The organism is Streptomyces sp. NPDC005791, assembly GCF_042871485.1.
Classification (GTDB): domain Bacteria; phylum Actinomycetota; class Actinomycetes; order Streptomycetales; family Streptomycetaceae; genus Streptomyces.
Window position 1 is genome coordinate 312,379 of record NZ_JBIAIP010000004.1, and the last position, 19,772, is coordinate 332,150.

Sequence of the window (19,772 nt, forward strand, 5' to 3'; positions counted from 1 at the left end):
AGGCCCCCTACGGCTTACTGCTTACCGCACTGCAGGGCCAGCTTCTTCTCTTCCTCCGAGAGGCTGGGGCCGGGAGTGGGAGTCGCGGTCTTGGTCCCCTTGGCGGGAGACGTGGCTGACGTGCTGTCGGAGGCGTTGCCGGTCTCGCCCTTGTCCTTGGCGGCATTGGCGTCCGCCTCGGCCGCGCGGCGCTGCGCGTCCTTCTCGCAGGCGGAGGCCTGTGCTTCGAGCTCGCTGATCTTCTTACGGGCGTCGGTGAGGCTGCCCTGGGAGATGGTCGCCTCGACCTGCTTGCGCCAGTAGGGCGGGAGGTACTTCAGTTCGATCTGGGTGTCCTCTTCGACCTTCGAGAGGGACACCCAGGCGAGGTCCTGGCTGATTCCGCGGAACAGCGCGACGTTGTCGTCCTTCGCGCCCACGTAGAACTGCGTCTGGGTCCAGCGGTATCCGCCGTAGACGCCACCGCCGATGACGGCCAGCGCGAGCACGATGTAGAACGACCTCTTCAGCCACGTGCGGCGGCCACGGGGCTTGACGAAGTCGTCGTCGGCGTACGAGCCGAAGGCGCTGTCCGGCCCGGAGCCGTAGCCCATGTCGTCGCCGCTCCCGGGAGGGCCGAAGCCTCCGGCCGGCGGCGGCACCGGGCGGCCGAGGCCGGCCGCCCGGCCGGCCGGGGTCTCCATGGCCCGGCCGTCGTTCGCCTGGGCGGCCTGGTTCTCGGCTACCGCACCGACGATGACCGGGGTGTCGTTGAGCTGTGCGGCCAGGGTGTCGTTGCTGTCGACGTCCAGGACGTCGGCGACGATGCAGGTGATGTTGTCGGGACCGCCGCCGCGCAGGGCGAGCTGGATGAGGTCCTGGATGGTCTCCTGCGGGCCCTGGTAGCTCGCCAGGGTCTCTTCCATCGTCTGGTGGGAGACGACGCCGGAGAGGCCGTCCGAGCAGATCAGGTAGCGGTCACCGGCGCGGACCTCCCGGATGGAGAGATCGGGTTCCACGTGGTCGCCGCTGCCCAGGGCCCGCATCAGCAGGGAACGCTGCGGGTGGGTGGTGGCCTCTTCCTCGGTGATCCTGCCCTCGTCGACGAGGCGCTGGACCCATGTGTGGTCCTGGGTGATCTGCGTCAGGACGCCGTCACGCAGGAGGTAGGCACGGGAGTCGCCGACGTGGACGAGGCCGAGGCGCTGACCGGTCCAGAGCAGGGCGGTGAGCGTGGTGCCCATGCCCTCCAGCTGGGGGTCCTCCTCGACCATGACGCGCAGCTGGTCGTTGGCCCGCTGCACCGCGGTGCCGAGCGAGGTGAGGATGTCGGAGCCCGGCACGTCGTCGTCGAGCTGGACGAGCGTGGAGATCACCTCGGAGCTGGCGACCTCTCCGGCCGCCTGGCCGCCCATGCCGTCGGCGATGGCGAGAAGGCGGGGGCCGGCGTAGCCGGAGTCCTCGTTGCCTTCCCGGATCATGCCCTTGTGCGATCCGGCGGCGAAGCGCAGGGACAAGCTCATGCGCACCTCGCCCGTCGGTTCGGGGTACAGCCGGTCTCGAGCCACACTGCCCACCCTCCGGTCGGGAGCCGGGCCGGGTCCGTCGTCAGGACCGCCGCGGCTCGCTCGCTCCGCTCGCTCATTGTCGTACTACTTCCGCAGCTCGATGACGGTCTTGCCGATGCGGATCGGCGCGCCCAGCGGAACAGGTGTCGGGGTGGTGAGCCGGGTCCGGTCGAGATAGGTGCCGTTGGTGGACCCGAGGTCCTCGACGATCCACTGGCCGTCACGGTCCGGGTAGATCCTGGCATGCCTGCTGGACGCGTAGTCGTCATCCAGCACGATCGTTGAGTCGTGCGCCCGGCCCAGGGTGATGGTCTGGCCCTGGAGCGCGACGGTGGTGCCGGTGAGCGTGCCTTCGGAGACGACCAGCTTGGTGGGTGCCCCGCGGCGCTGGCGCCCGGACTGCTGGCGCTGCTGAGGCGGCGCTGCTTGTTGTTGTTGGCGCCCTTGCTGCGGGCGGGCGTCACCGGCAGTGCGGCGTGAGCCGCGCTGCGTGACGCGCGTACCGAACAGGTCGCTGCGAATGACCTGGACGGCCACGATTACGAATAGCCACAGAACAGCTAGGAAACCTAGCCGCATGACCGTCAGGGTCAGCTCTGACATTGCCCCCGCTTCACCCTTCGGCTTGCCGGTAAACGATGGTGGTGCTGCCCACGACGATCCGCGAGCCGTCGCGGAGCGTAGCGCGGGTGGTGTGCTGTCCGTCCACCACGATGCCGTTGGTGGACCCTAGATCCTGGATCGTCGAGGGCGTTCCGGTCCGGATCTCACAGTGCCGGCGCGATACGCCGGGGTCGTCGATCCGCACGTCGGCGTCGGTGCTTCGTCCCATCACCAACGTCGGGCGGGAGATCTGGTGGCGGGTGCCGTTGATCTCGATCCAGCGCCGCACCTGGGCGTCCGGGACGGGGCCGGACGCGGCGGGCGGGCGCCAGTCGCTGGACGCGCCCCCGGAACGTCCGGCGCCCGGCGGCGGGGCCGCGGGCATGGGCGGGGCGGAAGTCGGCGGATAGCCGTAACCGCCCTGCCCCTGTGGAGCGCCGGGACGGTTCGGCTGGGGATGAGAAGCAGGGTTTTGCTGGCCCTGCTGTGACGTACTCGACGCCAGCGTCCGGCTGCGTACCCGGTAGAGACCCGTGTCGAGGTCGTCCGCCTTCTCCAGATGGACCTTGATCGGCCCCATGAAGGTGTACCGCTGCTGCTTCGCGTAGTCACGGACGAGGCCGGACAGTTCGTCGCCGAGTTGACCGGAGTACGGGCTGAGCCGCTCGTAGTCCGGGGTGCTGAGTTCGACGATGAAGTCGTTGGGCACAACGGTCCGCTCGCGGTTCCAGATCGATGCGTTGTTGTCGCACTCGCGCTGGAGGGCTCCCGCGATCTCGACCGGCTGCACCTCGGACTTGAAGACCTTGGCGAAGGTGCCATTGACCAGACCTTCGAGACGCTGCTCGAAACGCTTCATGACTCCCATGGGGCACCTCCTCCGGTGTCGTCGTCCCTGCACTGCTTACTGATCGTATCCACGCGTCGGGAAATCGGCTGGTTCCCCTTGTCTGCACAGTGGATGAGTGTCACCTCTCACACGGATCGTAGAGGTGACCTCCTGACAGTGTCCCGCACTCCGGGTGCACTCAGGAGGAGTGGGGCCGGGCTTTCCGCGTTCCCGGTTCCCCTCGCGAGTCCGCCGAAACAACGGATGTGAATCCACCCTGTCCAGCGTGCTAATCTTCCGGATGTCGCCAGGCGCTCACACCAAACGGTGAGAGAGTCTGAAAACACCACTCATGCGCGAGTGGCGGAACGGCAGACGCGCTGGCTTCAGGTGCCAGTGTCCTTAGGGACGTGGGGGTTCAAATCCCCCCTCGCGCACAACGGGCAGTCGCTTGCGATTGCCGGGTTGGTTCGACAGAACCCCCGCACCGGAGAGATTCGGTGCGGGGGTTCTTCGTTGTGTTCTGCGTGCCACTACGCGCGTGTCGTTTCACGTGAAACGTCGGATCCGCGCCATCGGGGTGTTTCGCGTGGCCCCTCATGAGGGCTGCGCCGTGTTACGGGCGGCTGTACGGTCATCCGCAGCTGATGTTGGCCGGGTGGACGAGGGCGGGGGAGGCGGCGCTCCATGGGCGAGGTCGATGTGACGGAGCCGGTTCAGCGGCTGGCGGGGGACGGACGCATTCCCGTCGTCCCCGGATTCGCGCGGCGGGTGGCCGGCGGGGTGCGGCCGCCCGGGACCGGGGAGGCGTCCCCGAAGACGGCCGGTAAGGCACTGAGGCATGCGGTGCCCCGGTCCGCGCACAGTTCCCTCGTCCTGCCCGCAGGACGGCCGGACGCGGTTCAGGCGGTCGAGGAGTCCAACCGTGACCGGGTGCCTGGCCTGACGCCGATACGGGTAGGACGGATGGCGGCGACGCCGTTCGCTTTCATGCGCGGCTCGGCCGGATTGATGGCCCATGACCTGGTGGGCACGCCGGTCACCGGGGTGGGCGCCCAGCTCTGCGGCGACGCGCACGCGGCCAACTTCGGACTGTACGGCGATGCGCGCGGAAACCTCGTCATGGACCTCAACGACTTCGACGAGACCGTGTTCGGACCGTGGGAGTGGGACCTCAAGCGGCTTGCCACCTCGCTGGTGCTCGCGGGCCGGGAAGCGGGTGCGGACGAGGTCACCTGCCGACAGGGCGCTTACGACACGGTGGGCGCCTACAGGCGCACGATGCGTCTGCTGGCCGGTTTGTCCGCACTCGACGCGTGGAACGCCATCGCGGACGAGGAACTCGTCTCGCACACCGACGCGAGGGACCTTCTCGGGACGCTGGAACGGGTTTCCGCCAAGGCGCGCAACAACACGAGTGCGCGCTTCGCCGCCAGGTCCACGGAGGACTGTGAGGACGGCGGGCGCCGCTTCGTCGACGCACCGCCCGTGCTGCGCCGGGTGCCGGACGAGGAGGCCGCTGCCGTCGCGGCGGGGCTCGAGGGTTACCTCGGGACCATCTCGGAGGACAGGGTTCCGCTGCTGGCGCGTCACGCGATCCATGATGTGGCGTTCCGGGTGGTCGGCACGGGGAGCGTGGGGACCCGGTCCTATGTGGTGCTCCTGCTCGACCACCGTGGCGAGCCGTTGGTCCTGCAGGTGAAGGAGGCTCGTCCGTCCGCACTGCACCCCTATCTTCCGCAGGTCGGCTTCGAGGTGCCGGTCGTGGTGCACGAGGGGCGCCGGGTGGTGCTGGGACAGAAGCGGATGCAGGTGGTGAGCGACATCCTGCTCGGCTGGGCCGAGGTCGACGGCAGGCCGTACCAGGTGCGCCAGTTCAGGAATCGCAAGGGCAGTGTGGATCCGGCCGCTCTCGCGGCCGACCAGGTCGACGACTACGGGCGGATGACCGGGGCGCTGCTGGCCCGGGCCCATGCGCACAGCGCCGATCCCCGGCTGCTCGCGGGTTACTGCGGGAAGAACGCGGAGCTGGACGCGGCGGTGGCCGATTTCGCCGTGACGTACGCGGACCGGACGGAGGCGGACCACGCCGAGCTCGTCCGGGCTGTCCGAGCCGGGCGGATTGCCGCCGAGCTCGGGGTCTGAGCGGGTCCTGCGGCCCTCGCGTGTCTTCGCGGTGCGAGCCATGGCCATACGCTGGACGGGTGACCCACGAAGCCGCCGGGGTGCCGACCACCCGGAACGACGAAGACCGGCAGAACCAGGACCGGCCGGACGAGCCGCAGCACGTGCACGACGCGCCGCAGGCGGGTCCCGCCGCAGGCGACGCGGCGGCAGGTGGGAGCGGTGCTCCTCGGCCTGAGGAGAGGCTGGCCAAAGCCGTCCGGGTTGCCGAGCAGGCGCTGATCGAGTTCGAGATCGCCGTGGAGACCTTCCGGGTCGAGGTGGAGAACTTTTCCCGGCTGCACCATCAGAAGCTCGGCCCGATGTACGCACGTCTGGACGAACTGGATGCGCAGATCGCGGAGGCGCGGGCCGCGAAGACCGGTGATCCCGAGGATCTGCGCAAGGCCCAGGAGGCGCGGGCGATCGTCATGCCGATGCCTGGCGTCGACGAGCTCTTCCACGACTGGATGGACTCGGACGGGCTCTCGCCCGAAGCGTCGGCCATGCTCACCGAGCAGCCCGTTCGGCCGCCGAAGCGGGTCAGGCCGGGTGAGGAGGCGCGCAAGCTCTACCGGGAGCTGGCCCGTCAGGCGCACCCGGATCTGGCGCCGGACGAGCAGGAGCGGACACGGCGGGACGCGTTCATCGCGCGTGTCAACGCGGCCTACGGACGCGGCGACGTGGAACTGCTGAAGGAGCTGGCCGCCGAGTGGGCGGCCGGGCCTGTGGCGCCGGAGCTGCAGTTGAGCGAGAGCGAGGAGCTCTACGCGCGGCTGGAGTGGCTCAGCCGTCGTAAGGAGCTGCTGACGGTTCTGGCCAAGGAGCTGGAGGACAGCGCGATCGGCTCGATGTTGCGGATGGCACCGGACGACCCCGACCGGCTGCTCGACGACATCGGCGAAAAGCTTCTGGCGGACGTGTCCCGGCGTGAGGACGAGTTGGCAGGGCTGGTGCAGTAGCGTTCCGGATGACCCGGCGCGTACGTACGAAAGAAGGCATATCCATGAATTTCGCTCCGCTGCCCTCGATGGACGTCGCGGCGGTGCCGTCCGACGGCTTCGTGCTGGACGTCCGGGAGGACGACGAGTGGGCGGCCGGGCATGTCGAGGGCGCGCTGCACATTCCCATGAGTGACTTCGTGGGCCGCTTCGGGGAGCTGACCGAGGCGATCGACGACGGCCGTCGCGTGCATGTGATGTGCCGCGTCGGAGGCCGGTCCGCCCAGGTCACGCAGTACCTGGTGCAGCAGGGCATCGACGCCGTCAACATCGACGGCGGCATGCTGGCCTGGGACGGCGCCGAGCGCCCGATGGTGACGGAGAGCGGAAACTCGGCTTTCGTCCTCTGAGGCCGTGAACGGTTGCGCACGGGGAGCCCGTGCGCACGGACACCCGTGCGCACGAGCATGAGGTGGTCCGTGCGGGCCGTCAGCGGTCGAAGTCGAGTTCGACTTCCGGGGTGACGGGGTGGGACTGGCAGGCCAGGACGAAGCCCGCGCCGGTCTCCTCCGGTTCCAGGGCGAAATTGCGGTCCATCCGCACCTCGCCCGAGACCAGGAAGGCCCGGCAGGTCCCGCACACTCCTCCCTTGCAGGCGTACGGAGCGTCCGAGCGACTTCGCAGCACCGTGTCCAGCAGCGATTCGCCGTCCTGGACCGGCCAGCTGCCCGATCGCCCGTCGAGTGTTGCCGTGAGTCTGCTGTCCGACGGCGCGGCCGCTCGGGCGACCGCCGACGCAGCCGTGCCCTCGGCGACGTGAAAGATCTCCTGGTGGATGCGTGACCGTTCGACGCCGAGTGCGTGCAGGGCCTTCTCTGCCCCCCGGACCAGGCCGAGCGGCCCGCACAGGAACCAGCCGTCCACGTCGGACACCGGCAACAGGGCAGGCAGCAGCCCGGTCAGCCGCTCACGGTCCAGCCGGCCCGAGGGCAGTCCGGCTGCTTGTTCCTCCCGGGACAGCGCGGTGACCAGCTGGAAGCGGTCCGGATAGCGGTCCTTGAGGTCTGCGACCTCGTCGAGGAACATGGTCGACGCAGCCGTTCGGTCGCCGCGGATCAGACAGAAACGCGCCAGGGGCTCCCGTGCCAGCAAAGTGGACGCCATCGACAGGACCGGTGTGATGCCGCTGCCGCCGACGATCGCGGCGAAGCGGCCCGGACGCGGATCGAGGACGAAACGGCCCGTCGGAGCCATCGCCTCCACCTGGTCCCCGACGGCCAGCTCCTTGAGGGCGTAGGTCGAGAACACGCCCCCGTCGACCATGCGGATGCCCACCCGGAGCAACGGTGCGCCTGGCTGTTCCGTGGCGGGTGCGCAGATCGAGTACGACCGCCGGATCTCGTCGCCACCGGCGCGGTAGCGCACGTTCAGGTGCTGACCGGGTGTGTGGCGGAAGGTCTCGCGCAGCTCGGCCGGCACGGCGAAGGTGACGGCCACCGCGTCGTCCGTGATCCGTTCGACCGCGCTGACCCGGAGCGGATGGAACATCTACAACTCCTTGAAGTGGTCGAACGGTTCGCGGCAGGCCTCACAGCGGCGCAGTGCCTTGCACGCCGTGGAGGAGAACCGGCTCAGCAGTTCCGTGTCCGTGGAGCCGCAGTGCGGACAGCGGACCGAGAGAGTCAAAGGCACCGGACCATTCGGCGCGCCCGGCCCACTTCCCGGGCGGGGCGGCGCTATGCCGAACTCCTCGAGCTTGCGACGCCCTTCGGCGCTGATGTCGTCGGTGGACCAGGCCGGCGCGAGGACCGTGACCACGGACACCTCCGCGACGCCGTGGTCGTGCAGCACCCGCTCGATGTCGGCGGACATGGCCTCGATGGCCGGGCAGCCGGTGTACGTCGGGGTGAGCCGCACGATGACCTTGTCCGCCCCGTCCACTCGCACACCGCGGAGCACACCGAGCTCGTCCAGAGTGAGGACCGGCAGCTCGGGGTCGGGCACGGAGCCCGCCAGCCGGTGGAGCTCGGCTTCCAGCGGAGTCTCGGTGGTCACCATGACGCCCCCGGGTGGCTGCGGTGCAGGTGCTGCATCTCGGCAAGCATCCGCCCGAACGGCTCAGTGTGCAGGCCCTGTCGACCCGCCCCTGCCGTCCAGGCCCCGGACTGGGGCCCTGACGGCAGGGTCAGGGTGGCCCGCCTCACCACGGAGGTGACGGCGGCCAGCCAACGGGCGCGCAGGGCGTGCGAGTCGACATCGACTCCCTCGACGGGCTCGAACAGTTCGCCGGTGTACCGCCACAGGGCGCCCAGGGCACGCTGCATGCGCTCATGGCTCTCCGCCGTGCCGTCACCGAGTCGCAGGACCCACTGCTCGGCGTGGTCCCGGTGGTAGGCGACTTCCCTGACAGCTTTGGCCGCGAGATCGGTGAACACACCCGCACCCGCCGCCAGTTCCTCGTACAGCAGGTGTTGATAGACGGAGAAGTAGAGCTGGCGGGCGATGGTGTGGGCGAAGTCGCCGTTCGGCTGCTCCACCAGCTGGACGTTGCGGAAGGACCGCTCCTCACGGAGGTAGGCCAGCTGGTCCTCGTCCCCTACCAACGAGAGCAGCATCCTGGCCTGGCCCAGCAGGTCCAGGGCGATGTTGGCCAGCGCCACCTCCTCCTCCAGCACGGGGGCGTGGCCCGCCCACTCTCCCAGCCGGTGCGAGAGCACCAGCGCGTCGTCGCCGAGGGCGAGGGCCGCGGTCACAGGTGCTTCACCCCTTCCGGGATCTCGTAGAACGTGGGGTGGCGATAGGGCTTGTCCCCGGCCGGTTCGAAGAACGAGTCCTTCTCGTCCGGCGAGGAGGCGGTGATCTCCGTCGAGGGAACCACCCAGAGGGAGACGCCTTCCGAGCGGCGCGTGTACAGATCGCGGGCGTTGCGCAGGGCCATCTCTGCGTCCGGTGCGTGCAGGCTGCCCGCGTGGGTGTGGGACAGCCCGCGCCGGGAGCGCACGAAAACCTCCCACAAGGGCCAGTCGGTCGAGCTGCTCATGCGGTCGCCTCCACGGGCTGGGCGGGCGCTCCGGTCGAACCGGGCGGTGCCGCGTGCTTGTCTGCGTATGCCGCTGCCGCGTCGCGGACCCAAGCACCCTCTTCGTGGGCCGAACGCCGCTGAGTGAGCCGCTGGTCGTTGCAGGGGCCGTTGCCCTTGAGGACTTCCTGGAACTCCGTCCAGTCGATCGCTCCGTAGTCGTGCTGTCCGAGCTCCTCGTTCCACCGGATGTCGGGATCGGGGAGGGTGAGACCCAGCGCCTGCGCCTGCGGGACACAGATGTCGACGAAGCGTCGGCGCAGCTCGTCGTTGGAGTGCCGTTTGATCTTCCAGGCCATCGACTGTGCCGAGTGCGCCGAGGAGTCGTCGGGCGGACCGAACATCATCAGAGAGGGCCACCACCAGCGGTTCACCGCGTCCTGCGCCATCTCGTGCTGGGCGGGGGTACCGCGGCTGAGGGCGAGCAGCAGCTCGTACCCCTGGCGCTGGTGGAAGGACTCCTCCTTGCAGATACGGACCATCGCCCGCGCGTACGGGCCGTAGGAACAGCGGCAGAGCGGCACCTGGTTGGTGATCGCGGCACCGTCCACCAGCCAGCCGATCGCGCCGACGTCCGCCCAGGTCAGCGTGGGGTAGTTGAAGATCGAGGAATAGCGCTGCCGGCCGGCGTGGAGTTTGTCGAGCAACTCCTCGCGGCTGGTCCCCAGGGTCTCGGCCGCGCTGTAGAGGTAGAGACCGTGCCCGGCCTCGTCCTGCACCTTCGCCATCAGGATGGCCTTACGTCGCAGGGAGGGCGCCCGTGAGATCCAGTTGGCTTCGGGCTGCATGCCGATGATCTCGGAGTGGGCGTGCTGTGCCATCTGACGGATCAGTGACGCCCGGTACGCCTCGGGCATCCAGTCCCGGGGCTCGATCCGGTCGTCCGCCGCCACCGAGGCGTCGAACGCCGCCATACGCTCCGCGTCCGCTTCCTCAGCCGTGCCCGCTGTCCCCTGCGTCGTACGGCCCGCAGTCCCTGCCGCCATCCCGAGCTCCCTACCGACCGATCGTTCGGTTCCTTGACTTCAATGGTGGGTCGGAGGCCCGTAGGGTGTCAACCCTGTGGATAACTGAGCGGTGATCGATGGTGATCGGGGCGGGATGGACGCGGACCACGGTGGGCGCACGGGAAACGAGAAGAAGCTCGTCTGGCCCGATGTGACGAACCGCCCGCACACGGATCAGGACGGGCCTGTCCCGGAGCCCGCCGGTCGCCGTCCGGGCGGAGGGCTGGGCGCGCTCCCGCTGCCGTACCAGGTCCCAGCGGCTCTCGCGCTGGCTGTCATGGGCCTGTTCGCCTGCGCGCACATAGCCATGATCTTTCTGCACGTCGCGCCGTCCAACACGCTGACGAAGCAGCACGGCGAGGTGGTCGACGACTGGGTCTACCCCGAGTTCGAGCAGAACTGGAAGTTGTTCGCCCCCAATCCGCTGCAGCAGAACATCTCCGTGCACGTACGGGCCGAGGTGGCCGACAACGGCGCCGACGGCAGCAGGGTCACACGCTGGATCAACCTCTCGCGTGACGACGGTGAGGCGATACGCGGCAATCTCCTCCCCAGCCACGTCGACCAGAACGGGTTGCGCCGTGCCTGGGACTTCTACACCGGGTCCCACGACAGCGAGAACCGCCCCAACGGCCTGCGCGGTGAGCTGTCCGAGCGCTACATCCGCCGCATCGTCATGCTGCGCCTGGCCGAGCACGGCTACGGTGGCACGGTGGAGCGCATCCAGGTGCGGTCCTCCGTACGCTCCGTCGGAGCCCCGACGTGGAGTGACGAGAAGATCAACACCCGGCCGGAGTACAGGGAGCTGCCGTGGTGGACCGTCACCCCGTCCGATCTCCCGGGGGCGACCACGGCGGACCGGGCCGCACAACCCTGGAAGGCCGAAGAATGAGCGCCCCAGCCCCGGCCCCCGCCCCGGCCCGTCGGCACGCCGACAACGCCGCCCGTTCGCTCGCCCGCGCCGTCCAGCGCGTCACGGCTTCCCCCCTCGGCTCCTACCAGAGCGCCGTCGTCCGGATCGGTGTGGCCGCCACCTGCCTGCTGTTCCTGCTGCGCGAGCTGCCTCACCGTCATGAGCTGTACGGCCCCGACGGTCCATGGAGCTGGGGCATGGCGCGCCGTCTCATCAGCAACAACGACGCCTTCACCGTCCTGATGTGGTCGGACAGCACGCTGTGGTTCGAGACCGTGTACGTGCTCACGTTGGTCTCGGCCGCGCTGCTGATGGCCGGCTGGAGGACCCGGGCCACGTCCGTCGTCTTCATGGTCGGGGTGCTCTCGCTGCAGAACCGCAGCATCTTCATGGGCGACGGCGGCGACAACGTCATCCACCTGATGGCGCTCTACCTGGTGCTCACGCGCTGTGCGCGGGTCTGGTCCCTGGACGCGCGCCGTGCGTCGCGGGACGCCGTACGGCGCGGAGAGGACGGCGGGCCGGGCCGTGACGTCGTGGGGCCGGCCCTGTGGACCGTACTCGGCTGTGTTCTCCTGCCCGCCACCTTCATGGGCGGATTCGGCGGCACCTGGTGGCTGCCGTCCCTCCTGAGCGTCCTGTGGCTGGGGAACGGTGGCTGGTGGGTTCTGAGCCGGTACGCGCCGGGCCATGAGCTGCGGGCCCTCTGCGACGTCCTGGCCAACTTCGCCCACAACGCCACGCTTCTCGTGATCATGGCCGAGGTGTGTCTGATCTACGCGACTGCCGGCTGGTACAAGGTCCAAGGATCCCGCTGGCAGGACGGCACCGCGATCTACTACCCGCTCAAGCTGGACTACTTCACCCCGTGGCCAGGGCTCTCCGGCCTGCTCGCGTCCAGCGCCCTGGCCATCATGCTGCTCACGTACGCCACGGTCATCGTGCAGGTCGCCTTCCCCTTCACACTGTTCAACCGGCGGGTCAAGAACGTCCTGCTGGTCCTCATGATCGGTGAACACGCCGGCATCTCCGTCCTGCTGGGGCTGCCCTTCTTCTCCATGGCGATGATCGCCGCGGATGCCGTCTTCCTGCCGACGGTCTTCCTGGTGTGGCTGGGAAACCGGGTGTCGTCCTGCCGGCACCGCCTGTTCGGCCGGACGGTGAGCAGGCTCCGACTGCCCGGACAGCGACGGGCGGCACCGGACGGCGAGGAGGCGACGCGCGGCGCCGGCGGCAGTGGCCATACGCTCGTCGGGTGACCAGCGAGACCGGCAGTACCGAAGAGCCCCCGGCGGCAGCCGTGCCCGACCCGACCGCGGAACCGATCCAGTACGACGACGGGTACGGCTCCGTCATCGGCGTGGGGCCGCACCCGCTGCCGTGGCCCGAGGAGGAGCGCTACGACCCCGAACTCCTCGCCCACGGTGACCGGCGCAACGTGGGCGACGCCTACCGGTACTGGACACGGGAGGCGATCGTCGCCGACCTCGACCTGCGGCGGCACGACTTCCATGTGGCGGTGGAGAACTGGGGCCATGACTTCAACATCGGGTCGGTGGTGCGCACCGCCAACGCCTTCCTCGCGAAGGAGATCCACATCGTGGGGCGGCGGCGCTGGAACCGGCGGGGGGCGATGGTCACCGACCGCTATCAGCATGTGCGGCACCATCCGGACACGGCGGACCTGACCGCGTGGGCGGAGGCGGAGGGCCTGCCGATCATCGGGATCGACAACCTTCCCGGGGCCGTGCCGCTGGAGCGGACGGAGCTGCCACGCCGGTGTGTGCTGCTCTTCGGACAGGAGGGCCCGGGGTTGACGGAGGAAGCGCGCAAGCACGCCTCGCTGGTGTGCTCCATCGCGCAGTTCGGCTCGACGCGGTCGATCAACGCCGGTGCGGCAGCCGCCATCGCCATGCACGCCTGGGTGCAGAGGTACGCGGACATCTCGGGCCCGGAGGGCCGGTGACCGGTGGAGCGTGACTCGCTCCACCGTCACCGGCACGCCCTAGGCCTGGCGGCGGACCTCCACCACACGGAAGCGGTTGGAGACGAACGCCCCGTCGCACAGCGCCGCGTTGGCCGCCGGGTTGCCCCCCGAGCCGTGGAAGTCGGAGAAGGCCGCCGTCTGGTTGACGTACACGCCGCCGGTGAGATTCAGCGAGAGCTGAGCTGATTCGTCGAAACAGACGTTCTCCACCGCACGCTCCACCTCGGCGGAGGTGGTGTAGGCGCCAACGGTCATCGCACCCTTCTCGCGGATCGTTCGGCGCAGGAGGTCGAGCGCGTCAGCGGTCGAGTCGACGGCGACCGCGAAGGAGACCGGGCCGAAGCATTCCGAGAGGTAGGCCGCTCCGTCGTCGGGCTTGGTGCCGTCGAGTTTCACGAGAGCCGGCGTACGGACCACGGCGTCGGGGAATTCGGGGTTCGTCACGGGGCGCGAGGCGAGCGCGACGTCCCCCAGGGCCGAGGCCCCTTCCAGCCGGGCCTTCACGTCCGGGTTCACCAGGGCGCCGAGGAGTCCGTTGGCGCGGGCGTCGTCGCCGAGGAGCCCGTTCACCGCGTCGGCGATGTCAGCCACCACGTCCTCGTAGGACTTGGCGCCCGAGTCGGTCGTGATGCCGTCGCGCGGGATCAGCAGATTCTGCGGGGTGGTGCACATCTGGCCGCTGTAGAGGGAGAGCGAGAAGGCCAGATTGGAGAGCATGCCGCGGTAGTTGTCGGTGGAGTCGATGACGACCGTGTTGACGCCCGCCTTCTCCGTGTAGACCTGGGCCTGCCGGGCGTTGGTCTCCAGCCAGTCACCGAAGGTGGTGGATCCCGTGTAGTCGATGATCTTGATCTCGGGCCGTACCGCCAGGGTCTTGGCGATGCCCTCGCCGGGCCGCTCGGCCGCCAGGGCGACGAGATCGGGGGCGAAGCCCGCCTCGGCCAGGACCTCGCGCGCCAGCTGAACGGTGAGCGCCAGCGGAAGGACCGCCCGCGGGTGCGGCTTGACCAGGACGGGATTGCCGGTGGCCAGCGAGGCGAAGAGGCCCGGGTAGCCGTTCCATGTGGGGAAGGTGTTGCAGCCGATCAGCAGGGAGATACCGCGCCCGGCCGCCGTGTACGACTTGTGCAGCTGGAGCGGGTCGCGCTTTCCCTGGGGCTTCGACCAGTCGGCGCTGCGCGGCGTACGCGTCTGCTCCTCGTACGCGTAGGCGACCGCCTCCAGGCCGCGGTCCTGGGCGTGCGGTCCGCCTGCCTGGAAGGCCATCACGAACGCCTGCCCGCTGGTATGCATCACGGCGTGGGCCAGCTCGTGCGTACGGGCGCTGATCCGGGCGAGGATCTCCAGGCAGACCAGGGCCCTCGTCTCGGGCCCCGCCGCACGCCAGGAACCCATGGCCGCGAGCATGGCGGGCAGCAGCGCGTCCGGGTCGACGTGCGGGTACTCGACGCCCAGCCGGGGCCCGTACGGCGAGACCTCTGTGCCGGTCCAGCCGTCGGTGCCGGGCTGGCCCAGGTCCAGCCGGGTGTTGAGCACGGCGTCGAACGCGGCCTTGCCCTCGGCAGCGCCGAGGCTGCCGGGGAGACCTCCCTCGCCGTAGGCCTTCGGGTGCTCGGGGTGCGGTGACCAGTAGGCGCGCGTGCGGATCGCGTCGAGGGCCTGGTCGAGCGTCGGGCGGTGGATCTCGGACAGCTTCTCGGGGGAAAGCTCGGCGGCCATGACGGACCAACTCCTCGTCGAGCCGGGCAGGGACGTGCTGACGGAGTTAGAGTAACCGAACGATCGGTCGGGACAAGGGGCCCCGAAGAACCTGTGGACAACGCATGGGGGAGGATCGCGGTCATGACCACGGCCAAGCGGGACACGTACACCCCGGAGACACTGCTGACCGTTGCCGTCCGGGTCTTCAACGAGCGCGGTTACGACGGCACGTCCATGGAGCACCTCTCCAAGGCGGCGGGCATCTCCAAGTCGTCCATCTACCACCATGTGGCGGGCAAGGAAGAGCTGCTGAGGCGGGCTGTGAGCCGAGCGCTCGACGAGCTCTTCGGCATCCTCGACGAGAAGGGGGCGATACAGGGGCGGGCCATCGCCCGGGTCGAGTACGTCACGCGCCGCACGGTGGAGGTGCTCCTGGCGGAGTTGCCGTACGTCACGCTGCTTCTGCGGGTGCGCGGTAACACGACGACGGAACGATGGGCGCTGGAACGCCGGCGCGAGTTCGACCAGCGGGTTTCCGAGCTGCTCGAAGCCGCAGTGACGGAGGGTGACCTGCGTGCCGACGTGGATATACGCCTGGCGACCAGGCTGCTCTTCGGCATGGTGAACTCGCTGGTCGAGTGGTATCGCCCGCAGCCGGGCGGTTCCGCGGAGGCCGAGCAGCTCGCCGACACCGTCGTCCAGCTCGCCTTCGAGGGCATGCGGGCCCGCTGACCCCGGGCGAACGGCCCTAGGCGAGCTCGGCCGGGCGGTCGGGGCGCGGGCCCAGGTCGGTCTCCTCGAACACCAGCAGGGTGCGGGTGGAGAGCACCTCGGGTATGGCCTGGATCCTGGTCAGGACCAGCTCGCGCAGCGCCTGGTTGTCCGGGGTGTGCACCAGGAGCAGGACGTCGAAGTCGCCGCTGACCAGTGCGATGTGGGTGGCGCCGGGAAGGGCCTGGAGCTGTTCGCGCACGGTGCGCCAGGAGTTCTGGACGATCTTGAGCGTGATGTACGCGGAGGCGGCCTGGCCCGCCCGTTCGTGATTCACGCGTGCGCTGAAACCGCGGATCACGCCGTCCTCCACGAGCCGGTTGATCCTGGCGTACGCATTGGCCCGCGAGACGTGCACGCGTTCTGCGACGGCCCGTATGGAGGCCCGGCCGTCCGTCCGGAGGATGCGCAGGATGGCGCGGTCGGTGGAGTCCAGCGGTCGAGGGGGCGGCGTGCGGACCGGGTCCCCGCTCCCGGCGGCCATTTGTTCAGCTTCCATCTGCCCGCGCCTCCCTGTTGTGGACGACCTGTCTCTATCCCAGGCTGTGGAGAACCGTTTGTCCACAGGCTGGAGGTGCCTGTAGCCAAATTGCGCCCACGACCGAACAATCGGTAGGTGAGGCACGACACGCCGTGCCCGGTACACGCCCCGACATTGCTGCAGATTTCGACCCCCTCGACAGATCTCGATGCCAGGAGGTGCTTGTCATGACGGTCCAGGAGCTCCCCGGCGCAGCCGCCTACCGGCCCACGCCGCCCCCGGCCTGGAAGCCGCTCACCGATCCCGCGCCGCTGCTCCCGGACGCCGAGCCGTACCGGGTGCTCGGTACGGCCGCCGCGGCCGGCGCGGACCCCGAACTGCTGCTCAGGCTCCATGCCGAGCTGGTGCGCGGGCGCCGGTACAACGCGCAGGCCACGGCACTGACCAAGCAGGGCAGACTCGCGGTGTACCCGTCGAGCACGGGCCAGGAGGCCTGTGAGATCGCGGCGGCGCTCGTGCTGGAGGACCGGGACTGGCTCTTTCCCAGCTACCGCGACACCCTCGCGGCGGTGGCGCGTGGCCTGGACCCGGTCGAGGCTCTGACCTTGCTGCGCGGTGACCGGCACACGGGCTACGACCCGCGTGAGCACCGCATCGCCCCGCTGTGCACCCCGCTGGCCACCCAGTTGCCGCATGCCGTGGGCCTGGCGCACGCGGCCCGCCTCAAGGGTGACGATGTGGTGGCCCTCGCGATGGTCGGCGACGGCGGTACGAGCGAGGGTGATTTCCACGAGGCGCTCAATTTCGCGGCGGTCTGGCGCGCCCCGGTCGTCTTCCTCGTGCAGAACAACGGCTTCGCGATCTCCGTGCCCCTGGCCAAGCAGACCGCGGCACCGTCCCTCGCCCACAAGGCCGTGGGGTACGGCATGCCGGGACGCCTGGTCGACGGCAACGACGCGGCCGCGATGCACCAGGTGCTGGGCGAGGCGGTGGCACGGGCCAGGCGGGGTGAGGGGCCGACGCTGGTCGAAGCGGTCACGTACCGCATGGACGCCCATACGAACGCCGACGACGCCACCCGTTACCGCGTAGACAGCGAGGTGGAGGCGTGGCGCGCGCACGATCCGATCAGGCTCCTGGAACGGGAGCTCACCGGGCGCGGGCTGCTGGACGAGGACGGCATCGCGACGGTGCGGGAGGCGGCGGAACGGATGGCGGAGGAGCTGCGGGAGCAGATGAACGCCGATCCGGTGCTCGACCCGATGGATCTGTTCACCCATGTCTACGGCGAGCAGACCGGGCAGCTGAGGGATCAGGCCGCACGGCTGCGGGCCGAGCTGGACGCCGATGACGGTACGCATGACGAGCACGGCGCGAAGGGTGGGCGATGAGCACCGTTGCCGCGACGGCCGGTGAACGGACCGGCAGGGCCAGGCCGGCCACGATGGCGCAGGCCCTAGGAAGAGCGCTGCGCGACTCGATGGCGGAAGACCCGACGGTGCATGTCCTCGGGGAGGACGTCGGCACCCTCGGTGGTGTCTTCCGCGTCACCGACGGCCTGGCGAAGGAGTTCGGCGACGAGCGCTGCACGGACACACCGCTGGCCGAGGCCGGCATCCTCGGCGCGGCCGTGGGAATGGCGATGTACGGGCTGCGGCCCGTGGTGGAGATGCAGTTCGACGCCTTCGCGTACCCGGCGTTCGAGCAACTGGTCAGCCATGTCGCCAAGATGCGGAACCGGACCGGGGGCGCCATGCCGCTTCCCATCACGGTGCGGGTGCCGTACGGCGGCGGGATCGGCGGGGTCGAGCACCACAGTGACTCCTCCGAGGCGTACTACATGGCGACGCCCGGTCTGCACGTCGTCATGCCGGCCACGGTCGACGACGCGTACGGGCTGCTGAGGGAGTCGATCGCCTCCGACGACCCGGTGGTCTTCCTGGAGCCGAAGAGGCTCTACTGGTCGAAGGCCGACTGGTCGCCGGACGCGCCCGCCCAGGTCGAGCCGATCGGGCGTGCCGTGGTCCGGCGTCCCGGCCGCAGCGCGACCCTGATCACCTACGGGCCGTCTCTCCCGGTGTGCCTGGAGGCAGCAGAGGCGGCCACGGCCGAGGGCTGGGATCTCGAGGTGGTGGACCTGCGCTCGCTGGTGCCCTTCGACGACGACACCGTCGCCGCGTCGGTCCGCCGCACGGGGCGCGCGGTGGTCGTCCACGAGTCCTCCGGTTTCGGCGGTCCCGGTGGGGAGATCGCGGCGCGGGTGACCGAGCAGTGTTTCCACCATCTGGAGGCGCCGGTCCTGCGCGTCGCCGGGTTCGACATCCCCTACCCGCCGCCCATGCAGGAGCGGCACCATCTGCCGGGCGTGGACCGGGTGCTCGACACGGTGGCCCGTCTTCAGTGGGAGGCGGAGAGCTGATGACGCAGGTGCTCGAATTCAAGCTGCCCGACCTGGGCGAGGGGCTGACCGAGGCCGAGATCGTGCGCTGGCTGGTGGAGGTCGGTGACGTCGTCGCCATCGACCAGCCGGTCGTCGAGGTCGAAACGGCCAAGGCCATGGTGGAGGTGCCCTGCCCCTACAAGGGTGTGGTCACCGCACGGTTCGGCGAGGAGGGAGCGGAACTGCCGGTGGGGGCGCCCCTGCTGACGGTGGCGGTCGGGTCCATGGAGCCGGTGGCGGGAGACGAGCCTCCCGGCGCGTCCTCCTCCGGCAGCGGTGCCGGAAGCGGGGCGTCCGGCAATGTGCTGGTCGGTTACGGCACGGGGGCACCGGCTGCTCGCAGACGCCGGATCAGGCCCGCCTCGTTCGCGGCGGGGGGTGCACCGACGGCAGCAGCCGTGGAGGTGAAGGAGCCACAGGGACCTGTTGCCGTGATCTCGCCCCTCGTCCGGAAGCTGGCGCGGCAGCACGGTCTGGATCTCCGGCAGGTCACCGGTACAGGACGGGACGGGCTGATCCTGCGCGGTGATGTGGAGTCCGCGATCACGGCCGCGGATGAGAAGCGGGCAGCAGGCTCCGCCGCGGTGGCCGTACCGGAGCCGGACACCTCGGCCGAGCGGATTCCGCTGCGCGGGGTCCGGGGCGCGGTCGCCGACAAGCTGTCGCGCAGTCGGCGGGAGATTCCGGATGCCACCTGCTGGGTCGATGCCGATGCCACCGAGCTGATGGCGGCGCGGGCCGCCATGAACGCCGTCGGTGGTGCCGCGTCCGCACCGAAGGTGTCGGTGCTCGCACTGCTGGCCCGTATCTGCACGGCCGCTCTGGCCCGGTTCCCCGAACTCAACGCGACAGTGGATGCCGATGCCCGGGAGGTCGTGCGGCTGTCCGGAATCCATCTGGGCTTCGCCGCCCAGACGGAGCGAGGGCTGGTCGTTCCCGTCGTCCGGGACGCGCACACCCGGAACGTGGAGTCGATCGGGGCGGAGATCACCCGGCTGACCGAGGCAGCCAGGGACGGGAAGCTGACCCCGGCGCAGCTCACCGGAGGGACGTTCACGCTGAACAACTACGGGGTGTTCGGCGTCGACGGTTCGACCCCGATCATCAACCACCCGGAAGCGGCGATGCTCGGCGTCGGACGCATCATGCCGAAACCCTGGGTGCACCAGGGCGAGCTGGCGGTCCGCCACGTCGTCCAACTCTCGCTCACCTTCGATCACCGGGTCTGCGACGGCGGCACAGCGGGTGGCTTCCTGCGGTACGTGGCCGACTGCGTGGAACAGCCGGCGGTGCTGTTGCGCACCCTGTAA

At 69.7% G+C, this 19,772-nt stretch carries 20 protein-coding genes and 1 tRNA gene; 11 read left to right on the forward strand and 10 right to left on the reverse strand.

Translation table 11 applies throughout. The features are described 5' to 3' along the window. Positions 1 to 14: 14 nt before the first annotated feature. From ACFYSH_RS10970 to ACFYSH_RS10980, 3 genes are all read right to left on the reverse strand, one after another. Complete coding sequence (locus tag ACFYSH_RS10970; RefSeq protein ID WP_359463546.1) at positions 15 to 1,502, reverse strand: Stp1/IreP family PP2C-type Ser/Thr phosphatase; 1,488 nt, start codon at positions 1,500 to 1,502, stop codon at positions 15 to 17. A gap of 129 nt (positions 1,503 to 1,631) precedes the next feature. Beyond that, complete coding sequence (locus tag ACFYSH_RS10975; protein ID WP_359463544.1) at positions 1,632 to 2,150, reverse strand: FHA domain-containing protein; 519 nt, start codon at positions 2,148 to 2,150, stop codon at positions 1,632 to 1,634. 10 nt (positions 2,151 to 2,160) lie between these two features. Further along, positions 2,161 to 3,018 carry a DUF3662 and FHA domain-containing protein gene (locus tag ACFYSH_RS10980; protein WP_359463541.1) on the reverse strand — a complete coding sequence of 286 codons (858 nt, stop codon included), beginning with the start codon at positions 3,016 to 3,018 and terminating at the stop codon, positions 2,161 to 2,163. Positions 3,019 to 3,333: 315 nt separating this feature from the next. On the opposite strand from ACFYSH_RS10980, the gene ACFYSH_RS10985 reads away from it, so the two are divergent. From ACFYSH_RS10985 to ACFYSH_RS11000, 4 genes are all read left to right on the forward strand, one after another. Beyond that, positions 3,334 to 3,416: transfer RNA gene (locus tag ACFYSH_RS10985), tRNA-Leu, on the forward strand. 250 nt (positions 3,417 to 3,666) lie between these two features. Next, positions 3,667 to 5,124 carry a DUF2252 domain-containing protein gene (locus tag ACFYSH_RS10990; protein ID WP_359463538.1) on the forward strand — a complete coding sequence of 486 codons (1,458 nt, stop codon included), beginning with the start codon at positions 3,667 to 3,669 and terminating at the stop codon, positions 5,122 to 5,124. Positions 5,125 to 5,183: 59 nt separating this feature from the next. Beyond that, complete coding sequence (locus ACFYSH_RS10995) at positions 5,184 to 6,104, forward strand: J domain-containing protein (protein WP_359463536.1); 921 nt, start codon at positions 5,184 to 5,186, stop codon at positions 6,102 to 6,104. 44 nt (positions 6,105 to 6,148) lie between these two features. Further along, positions 6,149 to 6,493, forward strand: coding sequence for a rhodanese-like domain-containing protein (locus ACFYSH_RS11000; protein WP_359463534.1), 345 nt, complete (start codon positions 6,149 to 6,151; stop codon positions 6,491 to 6,493). 79 nt (positions 6,494 to 6,572) lie between these two features. On the opposite strand, the gene ACFYSH_RS11005 is transcribed toward ACFYSH_RS11000, so the two are convergent. Genes ACFYSH_RS11005 through paaA form a run of 5 tightly spaced genes read right to left on the reverse strand, consistent with a single transcriptional unit; the run spans position 6,573 to position 10,148 of the window. Next, complete coding sequence (locus ACFYSH_RS11005; RefSeq protein ID WP_359463531.1) at positions 6,573 to 7,631, reverse strand: 2Fe-2S iron-sulfur cluster-binding protein; 1,059 nt, start codon at positions 7,629 to 7,631, stop codon at positions 6,573 to 6,575. Next, positions 7,632 to 8,141, reverse strand: coding sequence for a 1,2-phenylacetyl-CoA epoxidase subunit PaaD (gene paaD, locus ACFYSH_RS11010; RefSeq protein WP_388751900.1), 510 nt, complete (start codon positions 8,139 to 8,141; stop codon positions 7,632 to 7,634). Continuing rightward, positions 8,135 to 8,836, reverse strand: coding sequence for a 1,2-phenylacetyl-CoA epoxidase subunit PaaC (gene paaC / locus ACFYSH_RS11015; protein WP_388751902.1), 702 nt, complete (start codon positions 8,834 to 8,836; stop codon positions 8,135 to 8,137). The genes paaD and paaC overlap by 7 nt, the downstream gene beginning before the upstream one ends. After that, positions 8,833 to 9,123 (reverse strand): 1,2-phenylacetyl-CoA epoxidase subunit PaaB, encoded by a 291-nt coding sequence (gene paaB / locus ACFYSH_RS11020; RefSeq protein ID WP_031090474.1) that lies wholly within the window; start codon positions 9,121 to 9,123, stop codon positions 8,833 to 8,835. Before paaB ends, paaC begins: the two co-directional genes overlap by 4 nt. Further along, a complete protein-coding gene (gene paaA / locus ACFYSH_RS11025; protein ID WP_388751904.1) occupies positions 9,120 to 10,148 on the reverse strand; it encodes a 1,2-phenylacetyl-CoA epoxidase subunit PaaA in 1,029 nt (342 codons plus the stop codon). Before paaA ends, paaB begins: the two co-directional genes overlap by 4 nt. Before the next feature lie 115 nt (positions 10,149 to 10,263). Between paaA and ACFYSH_RS11030 the strand changes: the two genes are divergently transcribed. From ACFYSH_RS11030 to ACFYSH_RS11040, 3 genes are read left to right on the forward strand one after another with little or no spacing between them, the layout of a single operon-like run. Then, positions 10,264 to 11,061, forward strand: coding sequence for a DUF5819 family protein (locus ACFYSH_RS11030; protein ID WP_388752009.1), 798 nt, complete (start codon positions 10,264 to 10,266; stop codon positions 11,059 to 11,061). Beyond that, positions 11,058 to 12,341 carry an HTTM domain-containing protein gene (locus tag ACFYSH_RS11035; RefSeq protein ID WP_359463525.1) on the forward strand — a complete coding sequence of 428 codons (1,284 nt, stop codon included), beginning with the start codon at positions 11,058 to 11,060 and terminating at the stop codon, positions 12,339 to 12,341. The genes ACFYSH_RS11030 and ACFYSH_RS11035 overlap by 4 nt, the downstream gene beginning before the upstream one ends. Then, on the forward strand, positions 12,338 to 13,048 hold the full coding sequence (locus ACFYSH_RS11040) for a TrmH family RNA methyltransferase (protein ID WP_359463522.1): 711 nt from the start codon (positions 12,338 to 12,340) through the stop codon (positions 13,046 to 13,048). Before ACFYSH_RS11035 ends, ACFYSH_RS11040 begins: the two co-directional genes overlap by 4 nt. A gap of 39 nt (positions 13,049 to 13,087) precedes the next feature. Here the strand turns inward: ACFYSH_RS11040 and paaN are convergent, their stop codons facing one another. Continuing rightward, complete coding sequence (gene paaN, locus ACFYSH_RS11045) at positions 13,088 to 14,788, reverse strand: phenylacetic acid degradation protein PaaN (protein ID WP_359463519.1); 1,701 nt, start codon at positions 14,786 to 14,788, stop codon at positions 13,088 to 13,090. 123 nt (positions 14,789 to 14,911) lie between these two features. Between paaN and ACFYSH_RS11050 the strand changes: the two genes are divergently transcribed. Further along, positions 14,912 to 15,502, forward strand: coding sequence for a TetR/AcrR family transcriptional regulator (locus ACFYSH_RS11050; protein WP_359463517.1), 591 nt, complete (start codon positions 14,912 to 14,914; stop codon positions 15,500 to 15,502). Between the two features lie 16 nt (positions 15,503 to 15,518). Here the strand turns inward: ACFYSH_RS11050 and ACFYSH_RS11055 are convergent, their stop codons facing one another. Continuing rightward, positions 15,519 to 16,040 carry an Lrp/AsnC family transcriptional regulator gene (locus ACFYSH_RS11055; protein ID WP_359463514.1) on the reverse strand — a complete coding sequence of 174 codons (522 nt, stop codon included), beginning with the start codon at positions 16,038 to 16,040 and terminating at the stop codon, positions 15,519 to 15,521. Between the two features lie 209 nt (positions 16,041 to 16,249). Here ACFYSH_RS11055 and pdhA point away from each other — a divergent pair, with 209 nt between their 5' ends. From pdhA to ACFYSH_RS11070, 3 genes are read left to right on the forward strand one after another with little or no spacing between them, the layout of a single operon-like run. Next, positions 16,250 to 17,413 carry a pyruvate dehydrogenase (acetyl-transferring) E1 component subunit alpha gene (gene pdhA, locus ACFYSH_RS11060; RefSeq protein ID WP_359463512.1) on the forward strand — a complete coding sequence of 388 codons (1,164 nt, stop codon included), beginning with the start codon at positions 16,250 to 16,252 and terminating at the stop codon, positions 17,411 to 17,413. Continuing rightward, complete coding sequence (locus ACFYSH_RS11065; RefSeq protein ID WP_359463509.1) at positions 17,410 to 18,441, forward strand: alpha-ketoacid dehydrogenase subunit beta; 1,032 nt, start codon at positions 17,410 to 17,412, stop codon at positions 18,439 to 18,441. Before pdhA ends, ACFYSH_RS11065 begins: the two co-directional genes overlap by 4 nt. Then, positions 18,441 to 19,772, forward strand: coding sequence for a dihydrolipoamide acetyltransferase family protein (locus tag ACFYSH_RS11070; RefSeq protein ID WP_388751907.1), 1,332 nt, complete (start codon positions 18,441 to 18,443; stop codon positions 19,770 to 19,772). Before ACFYSH_RS11065 ends, ACFYSH_RS11070 begins: the two co-directional genes overlap by 1 nt.